The organism is Cellulomonas sp. P22, from assembly GCF_044392165.1.
The window spans coordinates 150,737-169,507 of record NZ_JBISBW010000008.1; the positions used below are offsets into that span (position 1 = coordinate 150,737).

At 72.3% G+C, this 18,771-nt stretch carries 22 protein-coding genes; 11 read left to right on the forward strand and 11 right to left on the reverse strand.

Annotated elements, in window-relative coordinates:
* Nucleotides 1-18: 18 nt before the first annotated feature.
* From ACGIF2_RS11625 to ACGIF2_RS11635, 3 genes are all read right to left on the reverse strand, one after another.
* Complete coding sequence (locus tag ACGIF2_RS11625; RefSeq protein ID WP_396046739.1) at nucleotides 19-387, reverse strand: type II toxin-antitoxin system VapC family toxin; 369 nt, start codon at nucleotides 385-387, stop codon at nucleotides 19-21.
* The gene (locus tag ACGIF2_RS11630; RefSeq protein ID WP_396046741.1) at nucleotides 384-629 is read right to left on the reverse strand and encodes an AbrB/MazE/SpoVT family DNA-binding domain-containing protein; all 246 of its coding nucleotides are present in this window, start codon (nucleotides 627-629) and stop codon (nucleotides 384-386) included. Before ACGIF2_RS11630 ends, ACGIF2_RS11625 begins: the two co-directional genes overlap by 4 nt.
* Nucleotides 630-702: 73 nt before the next feature.
* Nucleotides 703-2,409 carry a bifunctional 3'-5' exonuclease/DNA polymerase gene (locus ACGIF2_RS11635; protein WP_396046743.1) on the reverse strand — a complete coding sequence of 569 codons (1,707 nt, stop codon included), beginning with the start codon at nucleotides 2,407-2,409 and terminating at the stop codon, nucleotides 703-705.
* A gap of 72 nt (nucleotides 2,410-2,481) precedes the next feature.
* Between ACGIF2_RS11635 and ACGIF2_RS11640 the strand changes: the two genes are divergently transcribed.
* The 4 genes from ACGIF2_RS11640 (at nucleotide 2,482) to ACGIF2_RS11655 (ending at nucleotide 4,090) form a co-directional block, all read left to right on the forward strand.
* Nucleotides 2,482-2,907 (forward strand): helix-turn-helix transcriptional regulator, encoded by a 426-nt coding sequence (locus ACGIF2_RS11640; RefSeq protein WP_396046745.1) that lies wholly within the window; start codon nucleotides 2,482-2,484, stop codon nucleotides 2,905-2,907.
* 28 nt (nucleotides 2,908-2,935) lie between these two features.
* On the forward strand, nucleotides 2,936-3,346 hold the full coding sequence (locus ACGIF2_RS11645; RefSeq protein ID WP_396046747.1) for a VOC family protein: 411 nt from the start codon (nucleotides 2,936-2,938) through the stop codon (nucleotides 3,344-3,346).
* 19 nt (nucleotides 3,347-3,365) lie between these two features.
* Nucleotides 3,366-3,734, forward strand: a complete 369-nt coding sequence (locus ACGIF2_RS11650; RefSeq protein WP_396046749.1) for a nucleotidyltransferase family protein — start codon at nucleotides 3,366-3,368, stop codon at nucleotides 3,732-3,734.
* 62 nt (nucleotides 3,735-3,796) lie between these two features.
* Complete coding sequence (locus ACGIF2_RS11655) at nucleotides 3,797-4,090, forward strand: nucleotidyltransferase family protein (RefSeq protein ID WP_396046751.1); 294 nt, start codon at nucleotides 3,797-3,799, stop codon at nucleotides 4,088-4,090.
* Here the strand turns inward: ACGIF2_RS11655 and ACGIF2_RS11660 are convergent.
* Nucleotides 4,028-4,651, reverse strand: a complete 624-nt coding sequence (locus tag ACGIF2_RS11660; protein ID WP_396046753.1) for a hypothetical protein — start codon at nucleotides 4,649-4,651, stop codon at nucleotides 4,028-4,030. The two genes, ACGIF2_RS11655 and ACGIF2_RS11660, sit on opposite strands and share 63 nt — an antisense overlap.
* A gap of 247 nt (nucleotides 4,652-4,898) precedes the next feature.
* Entirely contained in the window at nucleotides 4,899-5,537 is a 639-nt protein-coding gene (locus ACGIF2_RS11665; protein ID WP_396046755.1) for a hypothetical protein, read from the reverse strand.
* Nucleotides 5,538-5,683: 146 nt separating this feature from the next.
* Here ACGIF2_RS11665 and ACGIF2_RS11670 point away from each other — a divergent pair, with 146 nt between their 5' ends.
* On the forward strand, nucleotides 5,684-6,706 hold the full coding sequence (locus ACGIF2_RS11670) for a S66 peptidase family protein (RefSeq protein ID WP_396046757.1): 1,023 nt from the start codon (nucleotides 5,684-5,686) through the stop codon (nucleotides 6,704-6,706).
* On the opposite strand, the gene ACGIF2_RS11675 is transcribed toward ACGIF2_RS11670, so the two are convergent.
* Both ACGIF2_RS11675 and ACGIF2_RS11680 read right to left on the reverse strand, forming a co-directional pair.
* Nucleotides 6,691-6,912, reverse strand: coding sequence for an MmcQ/YjbR family DNA-binding protein (locus tag ACGIF2_RS11675; RefSeq protein WP_396046824.1), 222 nt, complete (start codon nucleotides 6,910-6,912; stop codon nucleotides 6,691-6,693). The two genes, ACGIF2_RS11670 and ACGIF2_RS11675, sit on opposite strands and share 16 nt — an antisense overlap.
* A 39-nt stretch (nucleotides 6,913-6,951) precedes the next feature.
* Nucleotides 6,952-7,338 carry an MmcQ/YjbR family DNA-binding protein gene (locus ACGIF2_RS11680; protein WP_396046759.1) on the reverse strand — a complete coding sequence of 129 codons (387 nt, stop codon included), beginning with the start codon at nucleotides 7,336-7,338 and terminating at the stop codon, nucleotides 6,952-6,954.
* A gap of 152 nt (nucleotides 7,339-7,490) precedes the next feature.
* Here ACGIF2_RS11680 and ACGIF2_RS11685 point away from each other — a divergent pair, with 152 nt between their 5' ends.
* Complete coding sequence (locus ACGIF2_RS11685; protein WP_396046761.1) at nucleotides 7,491-8,483, forward strand: zinc-binding dehydrogenase; 993 nt, start codon at nucleotides 7,491-7,493, stop codon at nucleotides 8,481-8,483.
* 23 nt (nucleotides 8,484-8,506) lie between these two features.
* On the opposite strand, the gene ACGIF2_RS11690 is transcribed toward ACGIF2_RS11685, so the two are convergent.
* The 3 genes from ACGIF2_RS11690 to ACGIF2_RS11700 form a co-directional block, all read right to left on the reverse strand.
* Nucleotides 8,507-9,007 (reverse strand): GNAT family N-acetyltransferase, encoded by a 501-nt coding sequence (locus ACGIF2_RS11690; RefSeq protein ID WP_396046763.1) that lies wholly within the window; start codon nucleotides 9,005-9,007, stop codon nucleotides 8,507-8,509.
* Between the two features lie 248 nt (nucleotides 9,008-9,255).
* On the reverse strand, nucleotides 9,256-10,530 hold the full coding sequence (locus ACGIF2_RS11695) for an ATP-binding protein (protein WP_396046765.1): 1,275 nt from the start codon (nucleotides 10,528-10,530) through the stop codon (nucleotides 9,256-9,258).
* A 90-nt stretch (nucleotides 10,531-10,620) separates the two neighbouring features.
* The gene (locus ACGIF2_RS11700) at nucleotides 10,621-12,114 is read right to left on the reverse strand and encodes a helix-turn-helix domain-containing protein (RefSeq protein ID WP_396046767.1); all 1,494 of its coding nucleotides are present in this window, start codon (nucleotides 12,112-12,114) and stop codon (nucleotides 10,621-10,623) included.
* 115 nt (nucleotides 12,115-12,229) lie between these two features.
* Here ACGIF2_RS11700 and ACGIF2_RS11705 point away from each other — a divergent pair, with 115 nt between their 5' ends.
* From ACGIF2_RS11705 to purD, 3 genes are read left to right on the forward strand one after another with little or no spacing between them, the layout of a single operon-like run.
* Nucleotides 12,230-14,191: a phosphoenolpyruvate carboxykinase (GTP) gene (locus ACGIF2_RS11705; RefSeq protein WP_396046769.1), complete on the forward strand. Its 1,962-nt coding sequence runs from the start codon at nucleotides 12,230-12,232 to the stop codon at nucleotides 14,189-14,191.
* Between the two features lie 57 nt (nucleotides 14,192-14,248).
* Nucleotides 14,249-14,914 carry a GNAT family N-acetyltransferase gene (locus ACGIF2_RS11710; RefSeq protein WP_396046771.1) on the forward strand — a complete coding sequence of 222 codons (666 nt, stop codon included), beginning with the start codon at nucleotides 14,249-14,251 and terminating at the stop codon, nucleotides 14,912-14,914.
* 58 nt (nucleotides 14,915-14,972) lie between these two features.
* A complete protein-coding gene (purD, locus tag ACGIF2_RS11715; protein ID WP_396046773.1) occupies nucleotides 14,973-16,271 on the forward strand; it encodes a phosphoribosylamine--glycine ligase in 1,299 nt (432 codons plus the stop codon).
* 15 nt (nucleotides 16,272-16,286) lie between these two features.
* Here purD and ACGIF2_RS11720 read toward each other — a convergent pair whose 3' ends face one another.
* Nucleotides 16,287-16,505, reverse strand: coding sequence for an SCO4848 family membrane protein (locus ACGIF2_RS11720; RefSeq protein ID WP_396046775.1), 219 nt, complete (start codon nucleotides 16,503-16,505; stop codon nucleotides 16,287-16,289).
* Nucleotides 16,506-16,592: 87 nt separating this feature from the next.
* On the opposite strand from ACGIF2_RS11720, the gene ACGIF2_RS11725 reads away from it, so the two are divergent.
* Both ACGIF2_RS11725 and ACGIF2_RS11730 read left to right on the forward strand, forming a co-directional pair.
* Entirely contained in the window at nucleotides 16,593-17,528 is a 936-nt protein-coding gene (locus ACGIF2_RS11725) for a phosphoribosylaminoimidazolesuccinocarboxamide synthase (RefSeq protein WP_396046777.1), read from the forward strand.
* Nucleotides 17,529-17,653: 125 nt separating this feature from the next.
* Nucleotides 17,654-18,754 (forward strand): iron-siderophore ABC transporter substrate-binding protein, encoded by a 1,101-nt coding sequence (locus ACGIF2_RS11730; RefSeq protein WP_396046779.1) that lies wholly within the window; start codon nucleotides 17,654-17,656, stop codon nucleotides 18,752-18,754.
* Nucleotides 18,755-18,771: the final 17 nt, after the last annotated feature.

Genomic DNA, 18,771 nt, shown 5'->3' on the forward strand with positions numbered 1-18,771 from the left:
TGCCGACGACCACGCTGGTCAGCGGATCAGGCGGACGTGCTGCTCGGCTCCCCAGGCGGTGTCGGCGGTGAGGACCGTCGCCGCGAGCCGGTCGCCGAGCGCGAGGCAGAACCTGTCACCCAGCGACAGCCCTGACCCCCGCACCCACCGGCTGGCGGCGCGTTCGGCGTCAGCAGTTGTCGCCTCGTGGACCGTCAGCCCGTAGCTGGCGAGGAGTGCTGTGGCGACCGACCAGTCGCCACCGGCCGCGCGGATCTTCTGGGCGACCTCCGACCAGTTCACCGCCGAGCAGACCGACCCGCTGGTGAGTGCTTGCTCGGTGATGTCGGCTCCAGGCTCACCGCCGAGGTACGCGAGGATCGCGGATGCGTCGAGGACGGTCGTCACGCAGCGTCCTCGCGCTCGGCGGCCGCGCGGCGGTCCGCGAGGAGCGCAGACACCAGGTCTGCTCCGGCGAGCTGGCTGCGCAGGTGGTCGCGCGCCTGGTCGCGGGTCATGACGACCAGTCCGCCAGGCGTCTCGAGGAGGATCAGGGGGACCCCCGCGTCGAGGCCGGCGTGGGCGCGCACCGCGGCGGGGACGACGAGCCGTCCTCGGTCACCCATCGTGATGGCGTATGTCCCACTCATGCTTCGAACGTACCACTCGATGTCGCGGCGTGGTACGTCTCGGCGACCTGCGGCGGGCGGGGGGCTGGCCTGGTCACTTCGCCTGGTCGTAGCTGTCCACCACGGCGACCTGCAGGGCGAAGTCGACCGGGGAGTCGCCGAACAGCAGACGGCCCGCCTCGACGGCAGCGTCGCGGACCGCGGCGGCCACCTCGTCCGCCACCGCCTCGGGGGAGTGGACCATCACCTCGTCGTGCAGGAAGAACACCAGGTGCGGGCGGCCCTCGATCGCGCGGAGCCTGCGGCGCAGGGCGGCCATCCAGCACAGCGCCCACTCGGCGGCCGTGCCCTGGACGACGAAGTTGCGGGTGAACCGCCCCCAGTTCCGGGCACGCTGCCGGGCAGCGCGGACGTCGTCGGGCTCGGCGCCCTCGGACGACGCGGCGTGCAGCTCAGCCATGCGGGTCGCATCGGGCACGGGGGACGTGCGACCCAGCCAGGTCGAGACCGGGTCGCCCCGCTCGCCCGCGCGGGCCGCGGCCTCCACCAGACCCACCGCACGGGGGTACGCGCGGGTCAGGCGCGGCATGAGCATCGCGCTCGCGCCCGTGGTCGCACCGTAGATCGCGCCGAGCATCGCGTACTTGGCCTCCTGGCGCGTCTCGACGATGCCCGCGTCGACCACGCCCTGGTACAGGTCCGCCTGGCGACCGGCCGCGGCCATCGCGTCGTCGCCCGACATCGCCGCGAGCACCCGCGGCTCGAGCTGCGCGGCGTCGGCCACGACCAGCCGCCACCCCGGATCGGCCCGCACCGCCCCGCGGATGCTCGCCGGCAGCTGCAACGCACCGCCGCCGCTCGACGCCCACCTGCCCGTCACCACGCCGCCGGGCACGTAGTCGGGCCGGAACCGGCCGTCGTGCACCCACTGCTCCATCCACGCCCAGCCGTTCGCGCTGAGCAGCCGCGCGAGCTTCTTGTACGCGAGCAGCGGCTCGACCACCGGGTGGTCGATCCCGCGGATGTCCCACTTGCGGGTCGAGGTGACGTCGAGCCCCGCGGCCCGCATCCCGCGCAGCAGGTCCTGCTGCGAGTCGATGTTCAGCGCGGGCTGGCTCAGCGCCGCGCGGACCTCGGCGGCCAGCACCTCGAGCCGGCTCGGACGGCCACCACCGGCGGGCCGCGTGCCGAGCTCGCGGGTCAGCAGCTCGTGGTGCACCTCGGCGACCCACGGCATGCCGTCGTGGTGCATCTCGGCGGCGATCAGCGCACCAGTCGACTCGGCCGCCAGGAGCAGGCGGAGGCGGCCCGGATCCGCCGAGCCTGCGACCGCGGCGAGCTGGCGCTGCAGCTCGGTCAGCGGGTCGGCGTCGTCGGGGGCGTCGGCGTCGGCGTCGACGTCGGGGTCTGCGGCGATCGGCTCGGCCGCGAGCCGTGGGTCGTCGAACAGGCTCACCTCGACCGCCTGCGGCTCGCCGGGCGCGGGTTCGTCCCATCGGCCGGGCGCGGCCTGCGCGAGCTCCGACCCCTGCGTCAGCACGCTGCGCCGCAGGATCGTGTGGCACAGCCGCAGGTCGTGGCACCGCTCGACGCGCACCCCGGCCGCCAGCAGCACCGGGTACCAGCGGGCGGTGTCGTCCCACACCCAGCGGGGGTGCTCGGCCTCGCGGACGGCCACGGTCGCGGGCAGCTCGTCGACCGGCACGTCGCGACGGGCCAGAGGGACGCCGTCATCGGTGGCGTCCTGCAGCACGACCACGCCCGGCCGCACCGGGTGGTCGAGCACGACGATCAGGGGCACGGTCCATTGTCGGGGCACGGTCTGACACGGCCGTCTCCTGCTGTCGGCGCCAGGCGCACCTACGGTGGTGGGGTGGCCAGCCGTGACGCCGAGGAGCAGCACCTGCGTGACCTCGCAGTGCTGCGCGGCGTGCGGGACCGGATCGACCGGGAGTACGCCCAGCCGCTCGACGTCGACGCGCTCGCGCGGGACGCGCACATGTCGTCGGGGCACCTGAGCCGCGAGTTCAGGCGCGCGTACGGCGAGGCGCCGTACTCCTACCTGATGACCCGGCGGATCGAGCGGGCGATGACCCTGCTCCGCGTGGGCGACCTGAGCGTCACCGACGTGTGCTTCGCGGTCGGCTGCTCGTCCCTCGGCACGTTCAGCACCCGGTTCACCGAGCTGGTGGGCGTGTCCCCGAGCGTCTACCGGCGCGAGCACGCGGCCGCGACGGCGGGGATCCCCGCGTGCGTGGCCAAGAGGGTCACCAGACCCGTCAGGAATCGAGAAGCGTAGGCGGCGGCCGCGACCTAGCGTCGCCGGTATGGACATCTCGATTCAGCACAGCTTCCTGCCCCACACCGACCCCGAGGCCTCGCTGGCCTTCTACCGCGACGCCCTCGGCTTCGAGGTGCGCAACGACGTCGGCTACGGCGGCCTGCGGTGGATCACCGTCGGACCGCCCGACCAGCCGGACACCTCCGTGGTGCTGCACCCGCCCACAGCCGACCCCGGGATCACCCCCGACGAGCAGCGGATGATCGCCGAGATGATGGCCAAGGGCACCTTCGCCACCATCGTCCTGGCCACCCCCGACGTCGACGCCACGTTCGACCGCATCCAGGCCACCGGCGCCGAGGTCGTCCAGGAGCCCACCGACCAGCCGTACGGGATCCGCGACTGCGCGTTCCGCGACCCGGCGGGCAACCACGTCCGTATCAATGGCGGCGCCTGACCAGAGCGTACGACCTAGCGTGGTCGACGTGGCGAGGACCGACACCGGGCGACGGCAATCCCTACCGCCCGCGCGCGACGCGCTGGTGGCGGTGGCCCGCATGCGTCCGTCGGACGCTCTGGCAGCCCATCGCGACGAGGTGAGGGCGGCGATCGCCCGTCACCGTGGGGCCGACGCGAAGGTGTTCGGGTCGGTCGCGCGCGGCGGTGACACCGTCGGTTCCGACCTGGACCTCATGATCACGTTGCCGCCGGGCACCGACCTGTTCGATGTCCTCGACTTGACCGACGAGCTCGAGCAGATCACCGGGGTGCCGGTCGACGTCATCTCGGGGCGCGCCGCCGGGCCCGTTATGGAGCGCGTCCGCCGAGACGCGATGGCCCTGTGACGGCGAGGCCCGGGTCGTCTCTGTCGGGCAGCCTCCAGGGGATGGCTCGCTACGCTGGCACCATGTCCGAGCCCGTGGTCGAGACGCCGGTCCTTGCGGAGATCTGCCAGCGCTACGGCATCGCCCGGCTCGAGGTCGTCGGCTCCGTCGCCCGGGGTGAGGCGCGGCCTGAGAGCGACCTCGACGTGCTGTACGAGATGGCGCCGGGCTGCCGGCTGACCTGGAACATCGAACTGCTAGTTGACGAGCTCAGCGGAGTCTTCGGGCGACCGGTCGACCTGGTGGCCCGTCGGTCACTCCACCCACGCATCCGGGCGAACGTCGAGGCGGAAGCCCGCGTGCTCTATGCAGCGTGACGCGCTCTTCGTCGCGGAGAGGGTGGACGAGCGCTCGTGCAGCGAGATCTTGGTGGGCTTGAACTCCTGCGCCAGGTCGTAGAGGCGCCTACCCGGCAGGCGGTCGGTCGTCTCGGTGAAGGCCTTGGTCACGTACTTCGACAGGCAGGCGGCAGCCTTGCGCGACTCGGCGAGGGCACCGGAACCGACCGGTAGGTCACCGATCAGTTCTATCGACACGAACCCGTGCCCCCAGGTCTCTCGGATGACTCGCTGGGGGACGAACTGGCCGACCGCAAAGTGCACATGCGGGCCGTGGCCGGTCGTGTGCCACTCGGGCACCCACACGTAGGGGAATGGCCGTCCGCCGTTCCGCACTCGCAGAGCTCGGAAGAACTCGCCGACGTCAGCGCGGACCTGGACCTGGTCGTGGCACCCGTAGCCCGCGTAGGTCAGCATGCCCAGACGGTTGAGACGGTTGGTCGAGCAGTAGCGGCGCAAGGCAGTACGCGCACGACGCCCGGCCTCCGCCGCGGCTCGGTCCGGGTCTTTCGCCTTGACTGCGGCGACGTACTCACGCACCGGGCGAGGGAAGCGACAAAGCAACCCCCCACCCCCACCAGCTGCGGGTACAGCGCGAGCACCCAGCCCGCACTGCGGGGGGCACGGGCAACGCGGGATGCTGCGAGATCGGACATGGACACTCCACCAACGGCGCCAACAGGGACCGCTGCGAACCGTCATGCGATGGGGATGCACTCAAAAGACGGGTCACAGCATCCCGTCTCGCTCCGGAGGGCCTCGTCTGTTGGTCTGCCTTCGAGCGCGCCTACGGCGCACCCCTCGTCTTCCGTTCGCGCGGCATGTGTGCCCGAAGGATACCTTCCGCAACATCTGCGGGCCATGGGCGCTCTGGCATCGGGAAATTCTTTGGGCCGCCTATCGGTGGCCCAATACCCAGGTCGAGACGGTATGCGTAGACAAATTCTCTCTCGCGGTCCTCAAGGTACCGCTGAAGAAGAAACCAGGTGATCTCGTCGTTCGGTCCCGGTGAGTTTATGGCTGCACGAGTCGATTCGGCCATGTCGACAAATAGCCGTAGGACGCTCTCCGCTGCCGTTATCGTCTGGTATGTGGGAGCCACTCGGCGCACCCGCTCAAGCGCGCTAACCAGGTCCGACATCGGCGATGCGGGGAAGTTGTCCATCCGCTCCTGTGGTACATCCTCACCGCGCCGATGGCACTCTGCCAACTCGTGCAGGTTGTGCCAGTACTCACGCTCACGTTTCAGGCATGTCAAGAATTCCTCGTAGGCCTCCTTGCGCTCAGGCGCGAATCGGTCGAGAGCTTCGCGCCTGTCCTGCCGACGGGCGGCCAGCCCGTCGTAAACGATCTTGAGCAGGATGCCGACGATCGTGAATACGCCGCCCACCACCGTCAATACGAGCGGGGAAACATCATTGGGCATCGTCGCAGGCTACTCGATCGGCACGCGGAGCGGGGTCAACGCACTGGGTGTATTGGCAAGTTGTCGGGTTGGCGGGGTGTGTCGCTCTTGAGATCGGCAGTTGCGTTCGTCGTTCGCGCCGCCGGTGTGCCTGGCACACTCGCGGCGTGATCACGTACCCGCGCCCGTTGGTCGACGGTGACGTCGTCGGCGTCGCGAGCCCGTCGGCAGGGGTCGAGGCCCGGCACCGGGCGCGCCTGTCGGTGGCGCTCGACCGGGTGCGCGACCTGGGGTTCGGGGTGCAGGCGGGCCCGCTGCTGAGTGGATCGGGTGTGGCGAGCGGTTCGGCCAAGGCCCGGGCGGACGAGCTGACGGTGATGATGACCGATCCGCGAGTGCGGGCCGTCGTCCCGCCGTGGGGCGGCGAGATCGCGATCGACCTGCTGCATCGGCTGGACTGGGACGCGCTGGCCGCCGATCCGACGTGGCTCGTGGGGTACTCCGACATCTCGACGCTGCTGCTGCCGCTGACCTTGCGGACCGGCGTGGCGACGCTGCACGGGCAGAACCTGATGGACACGCCGTACAGGGTTCCGGCGCCGATGGTCGCCTGGCACGAGGTGGTGCGTGCGGCGGCCGGGAGCACGATCACGCAGGGTGCTGCGGAACGGTATCGGGCCGAGGGGTTCGACGACTTCGCCGCCCAGCCCGACGTCGACGAGTACACCGTGGACGCGCAGGGCGGCTGGACCCGGGTCGACGCCGACGGCGATGTGGAGGCGACCGGGCGGCTCGTCGGCGGCTGCCTCGAGACGGTCTCGCACCTGGTCGGGACGCCGTTCGGGGACATTGATTGCTTCGTCCGTGAGCACGCGCCCGAGGGGCTGATCGTCTACCTGGAGTCGGCAGGATCGGACGCGGCCGACGTCACCCGACGGCTGTTCGGGCTGCGGTACGCCGGCTGGTTCACGCACGCCCACGCGGTGCTGATCGGGCGGACGCCTGGGCGTGACCTCCCGGGGTGGAGTCAGCACGACGCGGCACGTCACGCGCTCGGCGACCTCGGCATCCCGGTGCTGGTCGACGTGGACTGCGGCCACGTGCCGCCGCACCTGTCCCTGGTGAACGGCGCCCTCGCGACCGTCACCCACACCTCCGAGGAATCAGTCCTGCGTCAGGAGCTCCGGTAGTCCGGCGCGCTCCGCCCGGCGGCGAGCTCGTATGAGCTGTGCACCAGGTCGTCGATGAGCCGCTTGGTGACGCCGCGGCCCGCGCCGACAGAGATCCAGTGGTTCTTGTCGAGGTAGCGGCCGGGCGTGATCGAGTCGTGGTCGCGGCGGAGTGCGTCCCCGTGGTGAGGGTCGACCGTTGCTGACGTCCGCGAGCGAAGCCGCAGCGTCTCGTGCGGTCTGCTGCAGCTGCTCCCCGGACAGGGTCACCGGTCTCTCCTGCCGAAGGTGTCGGGGTCGACGGGACGCTTCGCGCGCGGCAGGTTCTCGACGACGAGCAGGTACGACTCGGTGACCAGGTCCTCGACGAGGCTCCTTCTCAGGTCACCACCGGGATGGAGCGTGATCCAGTGCTGCTTGTTCATGTGGTACCCGGGCGTGATGTCTTCGTGCTGGTCCCGGAGCGCTCTGCCGTCCTCCGGATCGGCCTTGACGATCACGATGGGCTCCCCGGTGACCTCGGTCATCAGCATGAAGACCTTGTCCCGCACCTTGAACACGTCCCAGTCGGGGCCGAACGGGTGCTGCACCCCGGCGCCCGGCAGCTCCTCGACGCGGTCCCTGGCGCACTGCTGCAGCCGGCTGCCCTGCATCTGTCCTCCTCGGACGGCGGCCGGGACGAGGCCGTCCTGAGGTGCATGCCGTGGTCTGCACCTAGTCTGATGGAAGCCGTGGTCCGGTGCCTACCGAGCCCCCATCGAGGTCGCTGCCGCCGAACCCGCAGCACTTCACAGGGAGGTCAAGCATGTCTGACACCATGCGCGCGATCCGACTCACTGCCCCTGTCGATCCGGACGGCCTCACTGTCAGCGAGGTCCCTCTCCCCGAGGTCCGCCCGGGGTGGGTGCGTATCCGGGTGATGGCGTTCGGGGTGAACGAGTCTGAGGTCACCAGCCGCAAGGGTGAGTCCGACCCGGACTTCACCTTCCCCCGCATCCTCGGCATCGAAGCCGTCGGTGTCGTCGACTCCGCCGGCGACGGCATCGACCTCACCCCCGGGCAGAAGGTCGCGACGATGATGGGCGGCCTCGGACGCACGATCGACGGCAGCTACGCCGAGTACACCGTAGTTGACGCGGCCAACGTCATCCCCTTCGACACCGACCTGCCGTGGGACGTCGTCGGCGCGCTGCCGGAGATGCTGCAGACCGCGCACGGCTCCCTCACCGTCGGGCTGCAGCTGCAGCCCGGACAGACCGTCCTCATCCGCGGCGGCACCTCCACCGTCGGTCTGACCGCGATCGCGCTCGCCCACCAGATCGGCGCGACCGTCATCGCCACGACACGCAACCCAGCCAAGTTCGACCAGCTGAGGCAGGTGGGCGCAGACCACGCGGTGCTGGACGACGACACGCGCGTCGACGCTGTGCGGGAGCTCGCGCCGGACGGGCTCGACGGAGCGCTCGAGCTGGTCAGCGCGACAGACCTCCCGGCCGCCCTCTCCCTCGTCCGCCGCGGCGGCACCGTCTGTTTCGTCGGTGCGCTCGCCGGCGAGTGGACCATCCCGGAGTTCTCCCCGTTCGCCATCCCCACCGGGGTCAGATTGACCAGCTACGCGGGCGAAGCCACAGACCTCCCGGCCCAGGCGCTCAGCCGGTACCTCCGTGCCATCGAAGCCGGATCCCTCAAGATCGTCGTTGCCGGCGTCTACTCAGGGCTCGACGAGGTGGCGCAGGCGCAGCGCGATCTCGAGTCGGGCCACCGACCCGGTAAGCACGTCGTCGTGCTCGCCAGATGACCGGCGTTGCCGCCGATCGCCGCTTACAGCTCCTTGGCCATCTCGATCTCGCGTCGGGTCGGGTCGAGGTCGTAGGGCACGTTCGCGCCGGTCGCGACGTAACCGCGACGGCGGTAGGCGGCCTGCGCACGGGAGTTGTCCTCGTGGACGAACAGCCGGATGGAACCCCGCGGCCGCGCCCAGTCCTCGGCGCAGGTGAGCAGTGCATCGGTCACTCCGGCTGCGCGGCCACGGTGGGACGGCGCGACGTAGACGCTGACCAGCATCGGGCCGCCGTCGAGCACGACGCACCCGACTGCCCCGACCCAGCGACCGTCGGGGGCGACGGCGACCACGGCCAGCTGGGCCGAGTCGGTGCCGCGTCGGGCCCGCGTGCGCCACACGGTCTCGTCATGCGCGAGGGCGGACGCGAGCGTCTCGCCGTAGGCCATCGGGGTGTCCGCGAGCATCTCCAGGCGCAGCGCACGGACCTGCTGCCAGTCGTCCTCGGTGGTCGGCCGCACGACCACGCCGTCGGTGCTCACGGGGGGAGCGTATCGACACGTCCGAGACGCGGGTGTCGTGCCGCATCTCCTCGCAGAACCATCACACAAATGCGTGACCGGCTGCGCGGCGGACCGGAACATCGAGGTGATGAACGAGTCGCCCACGGAGTGAGCGTCAGGTTCGGTGACGAGGACCTGGGGGACGTCTCCTCGGACGGAGGGATCGTGCTCCTCGACGTGACCGAGTGCTACGACGGTCCCGTGGTCGTGACCTTCGCCGACGGGACCTACGGCCCTAGAAGTGCGGCGGGCACGACGGCGATCCCGTCGTCGCGACGGTAGGCGGCGGACCCGGTGGTGATGACGACCGCGTCGAGCAGGTCGTCGCCCACCTGATCGCGGAGCCAGTGCAGGTGCCTGGTGTCGTGGTCTTCGGCGACGGGCGCCAGCTTGACCTCGACCGCGAGCATCCGTCCGTCGGGTCGGGTGACGACGAGGTCGACCTCGTGGTCGCCGCGGTGCGTGCGCAGGTGGCTCACGCGCGCGCCGGCAGCCTCGGCGTACACGCGGACCGAAAGCGTGACGAGCCCCTCGAAGAGCGCACCGAGCAGGTTTCCGTCCCGGGGGACGGCGCCCGCGCCCGGGTGTGGTCGGTCGAGGAGGGCGCCCGCGCCGACGCCGAGCAGCCGGGCCGCGAGCGCGGGATCGGCCAGGTGGTGCTTCGGGGTCTGGCCGAGCGACGCGAGATGGTTGCGGGTGCCGACCCAGGCGGGCAGCTCGTCAAGCAGCCACAGCCGCTCGAGGGTCTCGCGGTACGCGATGGTCGTGGTCTTCGCGGGCTTCTCCGGGTGCCCTGCGGTCGCCGCGTCGAGGATCTGGTTGTAGGACGCGGTGGTCGAGGTCGCGGCGGCGAACGCTGCCAGCCAGGCGCGCAGCACCCCGGGGCGACGGACGACGTGGCCCGCGTCGGCGAAGTCGCGCTGCACCACGGCGTCGAGGTAGCCGTCGAGAGCGTCGGGCCGCGATCGCGCGGGCAGTGACCGCAGGCCGGGGAGGCCCGAGGCCACGATCTCGTCGGCGTAGTCGGCCAGAGTGACCGGGCTGTCGCCGCCGACATCGGTGCGCGCGCCGGTCAGCAGGTCGGTGAGTGAGACGGTGGGTGCGACGAGCTCGCGTTCGGAGAGCGACATCGGTCGCATCCGGACGCGCACCAGCCGGCCAGCGCCCGTGTGCGTCGGTGCGTCGGTGGGGGTCGCTGAGCCAGTGAGCAGGAACTTACCGGGCCTGGCGTCGGCGTCGACCGCGCGGCGCACCTGGTCCCAGACGGGTGGGTGGAGCTGCCACTCGTCCACGAGCACCGGTGCGGGCAGGCGCCCGAGCCGGTCGCGGTCGGCTCGGACGAGCGCGATCTCCTCGGGGTCGTCGAGGGCAATGACAGTGGCGGCGCGGCGGGTGGCCGTGGCGGTCTTGCCGACGGCTTTGGGGCCGTCGATGACCACGGCGGGCAGGTCCTCGAGCAGGCGGTCGAGCTGGGTGTCGACGACGCGGCGGACGTAGGTCATGGGTCAGACGCTACCGTTCCGCGGAGCCATACGCTACCGTTTCGTCGACTCAAACGCTACCGTTTTGCGCCGTGCGGGCGGCCGGGCCGGCTACCGCCCGCGGCCCGCGTGCCGTTCGAGGAACGTGTACACCTCGGCGTCGTCCACCCCGGGAAAGGTGCCCTGCGGCAGCGGGCTGAGGATCTGCGCGTGCATCTTCGCGCTCGGCCAGGACTGCTCGGCCCAGCGCCCGGCGAGGTCGGGGTCGGGGCGCCGGCAGCACGAGGCGTCCGGGCAGCGGGACGTGGTGCGCAGCGTGGTGTCGCGGCCGCGGAACCACTTGGCGTGCGCGAACGGCACGCCCACGGTGATCGAGAACTCGCCCTGCTCGGCGGTGCCCGTCTGGGCCGTGCACCAGAACGTGCCCGCGGGGGTGTCGGTGTACTGGTGGTACTCGGTGGTCCGGTCGCGGCTGGTCAGGGCGGCGCGCGCAGCCCAGTGCCGGCACACGGGCTGCCCTTCGATGGCCCCGGTGGGGTCGGTCGCGAAGCCCACGCCGTCGTTCTCGTAGCCGCGGGTCAGCGCGCCCTCGTCACCCACCCGCAGGAAGTGCACGGGCAGCCCGAGCCCACTGGTGGCGAGGTTGGTGAAGCGCTGCGCGGCGGCCTCGTGTGTCACGCCGAACGCGTCGCGGAAGTCCTCGATCGCGAGGTCCTTGGCCCGCTTGGCGGCGCCGAGGTGCTCGAGCGCGGCGCTGCGCGGCATGAGACACGCGGCCGCGAAGTAGGTGATCTCGAGGCGCTGGCGCAGGAAGTCGGCGTACGACGCGGGCCAGGAGTGGCCCAGCACGCGGTGCGCGATGGCCTGCAGCGCGAGCGAGCGCAGGCCGTGACCGCCGGGGATCGAGGCGGGCGGCAGGTATATGCGGCCGCTCGCCAGGTCCGTCACGGTGCGGGTCGAGTGCGGAAGGTCGGCCACGTGCAGGATCTCGAAGCCGAGCTGCTCGGCCATGCGCGCGACCGCGCGGTGGGTCAGCGCGCCCACGGTGTACCCGGCGGCACGGGCCATCTCCTCGCCGACCGTGTCGATCTCGGGCAGGCAGTTGTCGCGCTCGCGCATCCACAGCCGTAGCTCGGTGTTGGCGCGGCGGGCCTCCTCGGGGGTCGCGATCGACTCGTTGGCGCGGCGGGCGAGCTCGTCGTGCAGGCCGACGAGCGCCTCGAGGGCCTCGGTGGGCACGGCGCGCCCGGGCCGCACGGCGGGCAGCCCGAGGCCGGTGTACAGCGAGGTGCGCTGCGCGCGGTCGAGGGCGATCTCGAGGGCTGCGCGGCGGTTGGGCGGCTCGGCGGCGAGCAGGTCGGTCAGGTCGACGTCGAGCGCGGCGGCGATCTGGTGGAGCAGCGACAGCCGGGGCTCGCGGTGGCCGTTCTCGACGAGCGAGAGGTGGCTGGGGGCCGATCCGGTGGCCTGCGCGAGCTGGTCGAGCGTGAGCGATCGCTGGGTGCGGAAGTGGCGGATGCGGCGTCCGAGGGTGAGCAGGTCGCCAGGGCGCGTCGACGCGCCGGCGGACGCCTGCGACGACGTCTCGGGCTTCTCACGGGCCATCTGTTGACACTAGCGAAAGATCGGCGTTTCTTGACGGTCTGACCCGATTGAAGATGGGTCCGACCTGGCGAAGTGTGGGAAGGAAGCAGCCACGACCGCCAGGAGGCCGATCTCCATGACCATCGTCGAACCCGTTCTTGCCAGTGCGACCCGCACCCGCCTCGACGCAGCACCGTCGTCGGCAGGGTCGCCGGGCACCGCCGCGGCGAAGGCACGGGTCGAGCCCGCCCCCGGCATCCCGACCCGGCACGGCGCGCTGCTGTCCTGGATCGCGCGCATCGCCACCCTGACCGAGCCCGACGCCGTGGTCTGGATCGACGGGTCGGCCGGGCAGCAGGACGAGCTCAAGGCGCTCATGGTCGAGTCCGGCACGCTCGTGCCGCTCGACCCCGAGCTGCGTCCGCGCAGCTTCCTCGCCCGCTCCGACCCGAGCGACGTCGCCCGCGTCGAGGACCGCACGTTCATCTGCTCGCGCGACCGCGACGACGCGGGCCCGACGAACAACTGGCGTGAGCCCGCCGCGATGCGCGCCGAGCTGTCGGGTGCGTTCGCCGGGTCGATGCGCGGGCGCACCCTGTACGTGGTGCCGTTCTCGATGGGGCCCATCGGCGGCCCGATCTCGCAGCTCGGCGTGCAGCTCACCGACTCGCCGTACGTGGTGGTGAGCATGGCCGTGATGACGCGCGTCGGCACCGGGGTGCTCGACGAGCTGGGCGACGCCGGTGCGTTCGTGCCCGCGGTGCACTCGGTCGGCGCCCCGCTCGTGGACCGTGACGGGAGCCCGCGCACGGACGTGCCGTGGCCGTGCAACGCCACCAAGTACATCGCCCACTTCCCCGAGACCCGCGAGATCTGGTCGTTCGGCTCGGGCTACGGCGGCAACGCGCTGCTCGGCAAGAAGTGCTTCGCGCTGCGCATCGCCTCGGTCATGGCCCGCGACGAGGGCTGGCTCGCCGAGCACATGCTGATCCTGCGGGTCACCGACCCCGCCGAGCGCGTCTTCCACGTCGCCGCCGCGTTCCCCTCGGCGTGCGGCAAGACGAACCTCGCGATGCTGCGCCCGACGATCCCCGGCTGGACGGTCGAGACCATCGGCGACGACATCGCCTGGATGCGTCCCGGCGGCCCCGGCACCGACGGCCGGTTGCGGGCCATCAACCCCGAGGCGGGCTTCTTCGGCGTCGCCCCCGGCACCGGGCCCACGACCAACCCGACCGCGATCGAGATGCTGCGCTCGGACGTCATCTTCACGAACGTCGCGCTGACCGACGACGGCGACGTCTGGTGGGAGGGCCTGACGCCCGAGCCCCCTGCGCACCTGGTGGACTGGCGCGGCCAGGACTGGACGCCCGATGCGGGCACGCCCGCCGCGCACCCCAACGCGCGGTTCACCGTCGCTGCCGACCGCTGCCCGTCGATCGCGGACGACTGGGACTCTCCCGCGGGCGTCGCGGTCGACGCGATCCTGTTCGGGGGGCGCCGCGCGACGAACGTGCCGCTCGTGGTCCAGGCCCGCGACTGGGCCCACGGGGTCTTCGTCGGCGCGACCATCTCGTCCGAGCAGACCGCCGCGGCCGAGGGCACCGTGGGGGAGCTGCGCCGCGACCCGTTCGCGATGCTGCCGTTCTGCGGATACACCATGTCCGACCACTGGGGGCACTGGCTCGCCCTGGGTGACCGGCTCGCCGCGCAGGGCGTCGCGCTGCCCGCGATCTTCCAGGTCAACTGGTTCCGCAAGGGCGAGGACGGGCGCTGGCTGTGGCCCGGCTTCGGGGAGAACTCCCGGGTGCTCGCCTGGGCGCTGGGCCGCGTCGCGGGGGATGCCGAGGCCGTCGAGTCACCCGTCGGCCTGCTGCCCGCCCCCGGTGCGCTCGACCTCGACGGGCTCGACGTGCCGGCCGCCGACCTGGCCGCGCTGTTCGACGTCGACCCCGGGTCGTGGCTCGAGGAGTGCGACCTGACCGAGGAGTTCTTCGGCCGGTTCGGTGCACGGCTGCCCGACGCGCTGACCACCGAGCTCGACGCGCTGCGCCGGCGGCTGCACGACGCGACGCCGGTCGCCCCCGCCGCACAGTGAGTGCCGCGGCCGGGCGACGGGCTGCCGCAGCTTGCCCGGCCCGCTAGCGTCGGGCCCATGCGCACCCCCGACGCGACCGCAGCCGCCGTGCCCGACGTGCCCGACGTGCCTGCCGTGGCGCCGGACGGCCGTGACCTCGTGGGGCCGGTCGTCGAGCTGCGGACGCTCACGGCCGAGGACGCCCCCGCGCTGTTCCGTGCGCTCGACGACGCACGCGTGTGGGCCGGCGGGTACGGCGGCGGCCCCGCCGGACGGCCGCCGAACGTCGGCGGGGCGCAGCGCTGGATCGAGCGGCTGCTCGCCGTGCCGGGGCTCGTGCCGTACGCCGTGCGGACCGCGACCGACTCCGAGATCGGACCCGCGGGCACCCTGGTGGGCACGAGCAGCCTGGGTGACGTCGACCTCGTCAACCGCCGCCTGCACCTCGGCTGGACCGCGTACACCCCGGCTGCCTGGGCGGGTCTGGTCAACCCCGCGACCAAGCTCCTGCTGCTGACCCACGCGTTCGAGGACTGCCGGTTCCACCGCGTGAAGATCCAGACCGACGCGATCAACCTGCGCTCGCAGGCCGCGATCGCGCGGCTCGGGGCTGTGCGCGAGGGCGTGCTGCGCCAGCACGTGCGCCGGGCCGACGGCACGTGGCGCGACACCGTCGTGTACTCGATCCTCGCCGACGAGTGGCCGCGCGTGCGGGCACGTCTCGAGGCCCGCATCGAGGCATGAGGTCGCGGGCGCGGACGTCTGCGGACCTCTGCGCGCGGTCCGGCTAGGCTCGCGAACCGTGAAGATCCTCGTCATCGGCACCGGCGCTCGTGAGCACGCCCTCGTGCGTTCCCTGGCCCAGGACCCGCAGGTCACCGCTTTGCACGCAGCCCCTGGGAACCCCGGCATCGCCGCGCTCGCGGAGCTCCACGCCGTGGACCCGCTCGACGGCCCGGCGGTCGCGGACCTGGCCGTGGAGCTCGGCGTCGACCTCGTCGTGGTGGGCCCCGAGGCGCCGCTCGTGGCGGGCGTCGCGGACTCCGTGCGCGACGTCGGCATCCCGGTCTTCGGGCCGAGCGCCGCCGGTGCGCGGCTCGAGGGCTCGAAGGCCTTCGCGAAGGAGGTCATGGCCGCCGCGGGCGTGCCGACCGCCGAACCGCGGGTGGTCACCGACCGCGCGCAGGTCGACGCGGCGCTCGACGCGTTCGGCGCGCCGTACGTGGTCAAGGACGACGGGCTCGCGGCGGGCAAGGGTGTCGTGGTGACGTCCGACCGGGACGAGGCGCGGAACCACGCCCTCACGTGCCTGGCCAAGCCCGACGGTCGGCTCGTCGTCGAGGACTACCTGGACGGCCCCGAGGTCTCGCTGTTCGTCCTCTCGGACGGGTCGACGGTGGTCCCGCTCGTCCCCGCGCAGGACTTCAAGCGCGCGCTCGACGCCGACGCCGGACCCAACACGGGCGGCATGGGCGCGTACTCGCCGCTGCCGTGGGCGCCCGCCGGGCTGGTCGACGAGGTCGTGACGCAGGTCGCGCAGCCGACCGTCGACGAGATGCGCCGCCGTGGCACCCCGTTCGTGGGCGTGCTGTACGTGGGACTCGCGCTCACGTCGCGCGGCACCCGCGTGGTCGAGTTCAACGCGCGCTTCGGCGATCCCGAGACGCAGGTCGTGCTCGCGCGGCTCGCGACGCCGCTGGCCGGCGTGCTGATGGCGGCCGCGACGGGCCGGCTCGACACGCTGCCGCCGCTCGAGTGGCGCGACGACGCCGCCGTCACTGTGGTCGTGGCGTCGCACGGCTACCCCAGCGAGGTGCGCTCGGGCGACCCGATCACGGGCATCGACGAGGCCGAGCAGGTCGAGGGCGTCCACGTGCTGCACGCGGGCACCGCCCTGCGGCAGGCGGCCGCTGGCGACGACGACGCCGCGCTGGACGCGGGGGTGCTGGTCTCGGCCGGTGGCCGCGTGCTCACCGTCGTGGGCGTCGGCGCCGACCTCGCGGCTGCCCGCACGGCGGCGTACGCGGGTGTCGAGCGCATCGACCTGCCCGGGTCGCACCACCGCACCGACATCGCCCGGGCGGCCGCCGCGGGGGAGTGAGCCGCGGCTCCCTGCTCAGACCAGGGTCAGGACGCCGAGCAGCGTGATCGCGACGCCGAACGCGAGCGAGACCCCGATGAGCACGGCGTGCACGGTGCGGAACCGCGTCGGGCGGCCGGCGGCGTCGCGCGAGCGCGGGTCCTTGTCGATGCGCTGCCAGAACCGCGGCCAGATGGCGATGTTCCAGACCCCCGCGAGCAGCAGCACGAGGGACCAGGCGAGGGGGAGCTCCATGCGGAGCAGTATCGCGTGCGGCGCGGACGGCGCGGACGGGATGGACGCCCGGCCCACGGCGGTCGTCGGGCGCGGCAGACTGGTCCCGTGACCCTCGCGCCCGACGCCGTCCCTGCCCAGCCGTCCGACCTGCCCGGGTGGACGCACACGTACTCCGGCAAGGTGCGCGACCTGTTCGCGCCCGACGCCTCGCCGGCCGGCCGCGCGCTGGTGGCCGAGCACGGCGACGTGGTGCTGGTCGTGGCGAGCGACCGGGTCAGCGCGTACGACCACGTGCTGAGCCCCGGCATCCCCGACAAGGGCGTGGTGCTCACCCAGCTCAGCCTGTGGTGGTTCGACCAGCTCGCCGACCTGGTCCCGAACCACGTGGTCTCCACGGACGTGCCCGAGGCCGTGGCGGGCCGCGCGATGATCTGCCGGCGGCTCGAGATGTTCCCGGTCGAGTGCGTGGCACGCGGCTACCTCACCGGCTCGGGGCTCGCGGAGTACCAGGCCGACGGGCAGGTCACGGGCATCCCGCTGCCCGACGGGCTCGTGGACGGCTCGCGGCTGCCCGAGCCGATCTTCACCCCGGCCACCAAGGCCGCGCTGGGTGACCACGACGAGAACGTGCCGTTCGCGGTGGTGGCCGATCAGATCGGGGCCGACGCCGCCGCGACGCTGCGCGAGCTCACGCTCGCGGTGTACGCGCGCGCCGAGGCGATCGCCCGGGACCGCGGGGTGATCCTGGCTGACACCAAGCTCGAGTTCGGCACCGATCCCGTGACGGGCGCCGTGACCCTGGGCGACGAGGTGCTGACCCCGGACTCGTCGCGGTTCTGGGCTGCCGACGCATGGCAGCCGGGTCGCTCGCAGCCGAGCTTCGACAAGCAGTACGTGCGCGACTGGCTGACCTCGGACGCGTCGGGCTGGGACCGGGCCTCCGACGTGCCGCCTCCCGCGCTGCCGGCCGACGTGGTGGAGCGCACGCGGGACCGCTACCTGGACGCCTTCGAGCGGCTGACGGGCCGACACCTGTTCTAGGTCCTGATCGCCCGGGTGTGCCGTCCGGCTCCTGTGGCTCGGCGCACAAGCGTGTGACGCAGCGCACGACGTTGGTCCTAGTCGCCCACGAGCGATGAGGTTAGCCTTACCTCATCGAAGCCGTGGTGACTGCTCTGCCCTACGAGGTGGCGCGCCCCGCCCGGCACCCCTGGAACGGATGGAGCCACCTCGTGCACGCACGCACGCACCTGCGCAAGAGCATGGCGGGCATCGCCGGCGCCGCAGTCCTCGCCCTCGGCCTGACCGCATGTGCAGGCGGCGACGCGACCGACACGGCCGCTGACGCGGACGCTGCGAACGAGAGCGTCACGATCACGTCCGCCTACGGCGACGCCGTCATCGAGGGCACCCCCGAGCGGGTCGTGGCCCTCGGCTGGGGCGGCGCCGACGTCGTGCTCTCGCTCGGCGTGGTGCCCGTGGGCATCGAGGCCGACACGTGGGGCGGCGACGCCGAGGGCTACGAGCCCTGGTTCCGCGAGGCCGTCGAGGCGCAGGGCGCCGAGCTGCCCGCCACGATCGACATGTACCCCGAGCTGGACGTCGAGAAGATCGTCTCGCTCGACCCCGACGTCGTCATCGCCCCGCAGTCGGGGCTCACGCAGGATGCCTTCGACCAGCTCTCCGAGTTCGTTCCCGTCGTCGCCCACCCCGGTGACGCGTGGGGCACCTCGGTCGAGGACCAGGTGAAGATCACGGCCAAGGCGCTCGGCAAGGAGTCCGAGGTCGAGGGTGTCCTCGACGGGATGACCCAGGCGACCGAGACCGCCGCGGCGGCGAACCCCGAGTTCAAGGGCGTCTCGTTCGCGTACGTCTACGGCGGCACGCAGGCCGGCTCGCTCGACGTGTACCTGCCCGGCGACACCCGCGTCGAGCTCCTGACGCAGCTCGGCCTCGAGCTGGCGCCCTCCGCGGCGGCCTTGACGTCGCCGACGGGTGCGTTCACCTCGAGCCTCGGCCTGGAGAACGCCGACCAGCTCAACGACGCCGACGTGCTGTTCACCTGGTTCAACGACGAGACCGAGCAGGCCACCACCGAGGCGCAGCCGCTGTGGCAGCAGATCACCGCCGTGCAGCGCGGCTCGTACGTGGCGATGCTCGACCGTCAGCTCGGCATGGCCACCTCCGTGGCGTCGCCGCTGAGCATCCCGTGGGCGCTGGACCGCTACGTCCCGCTCATCTCGGACGCCGTCACGCACCTGTCCTGACCGTCTCCACCCCTTCG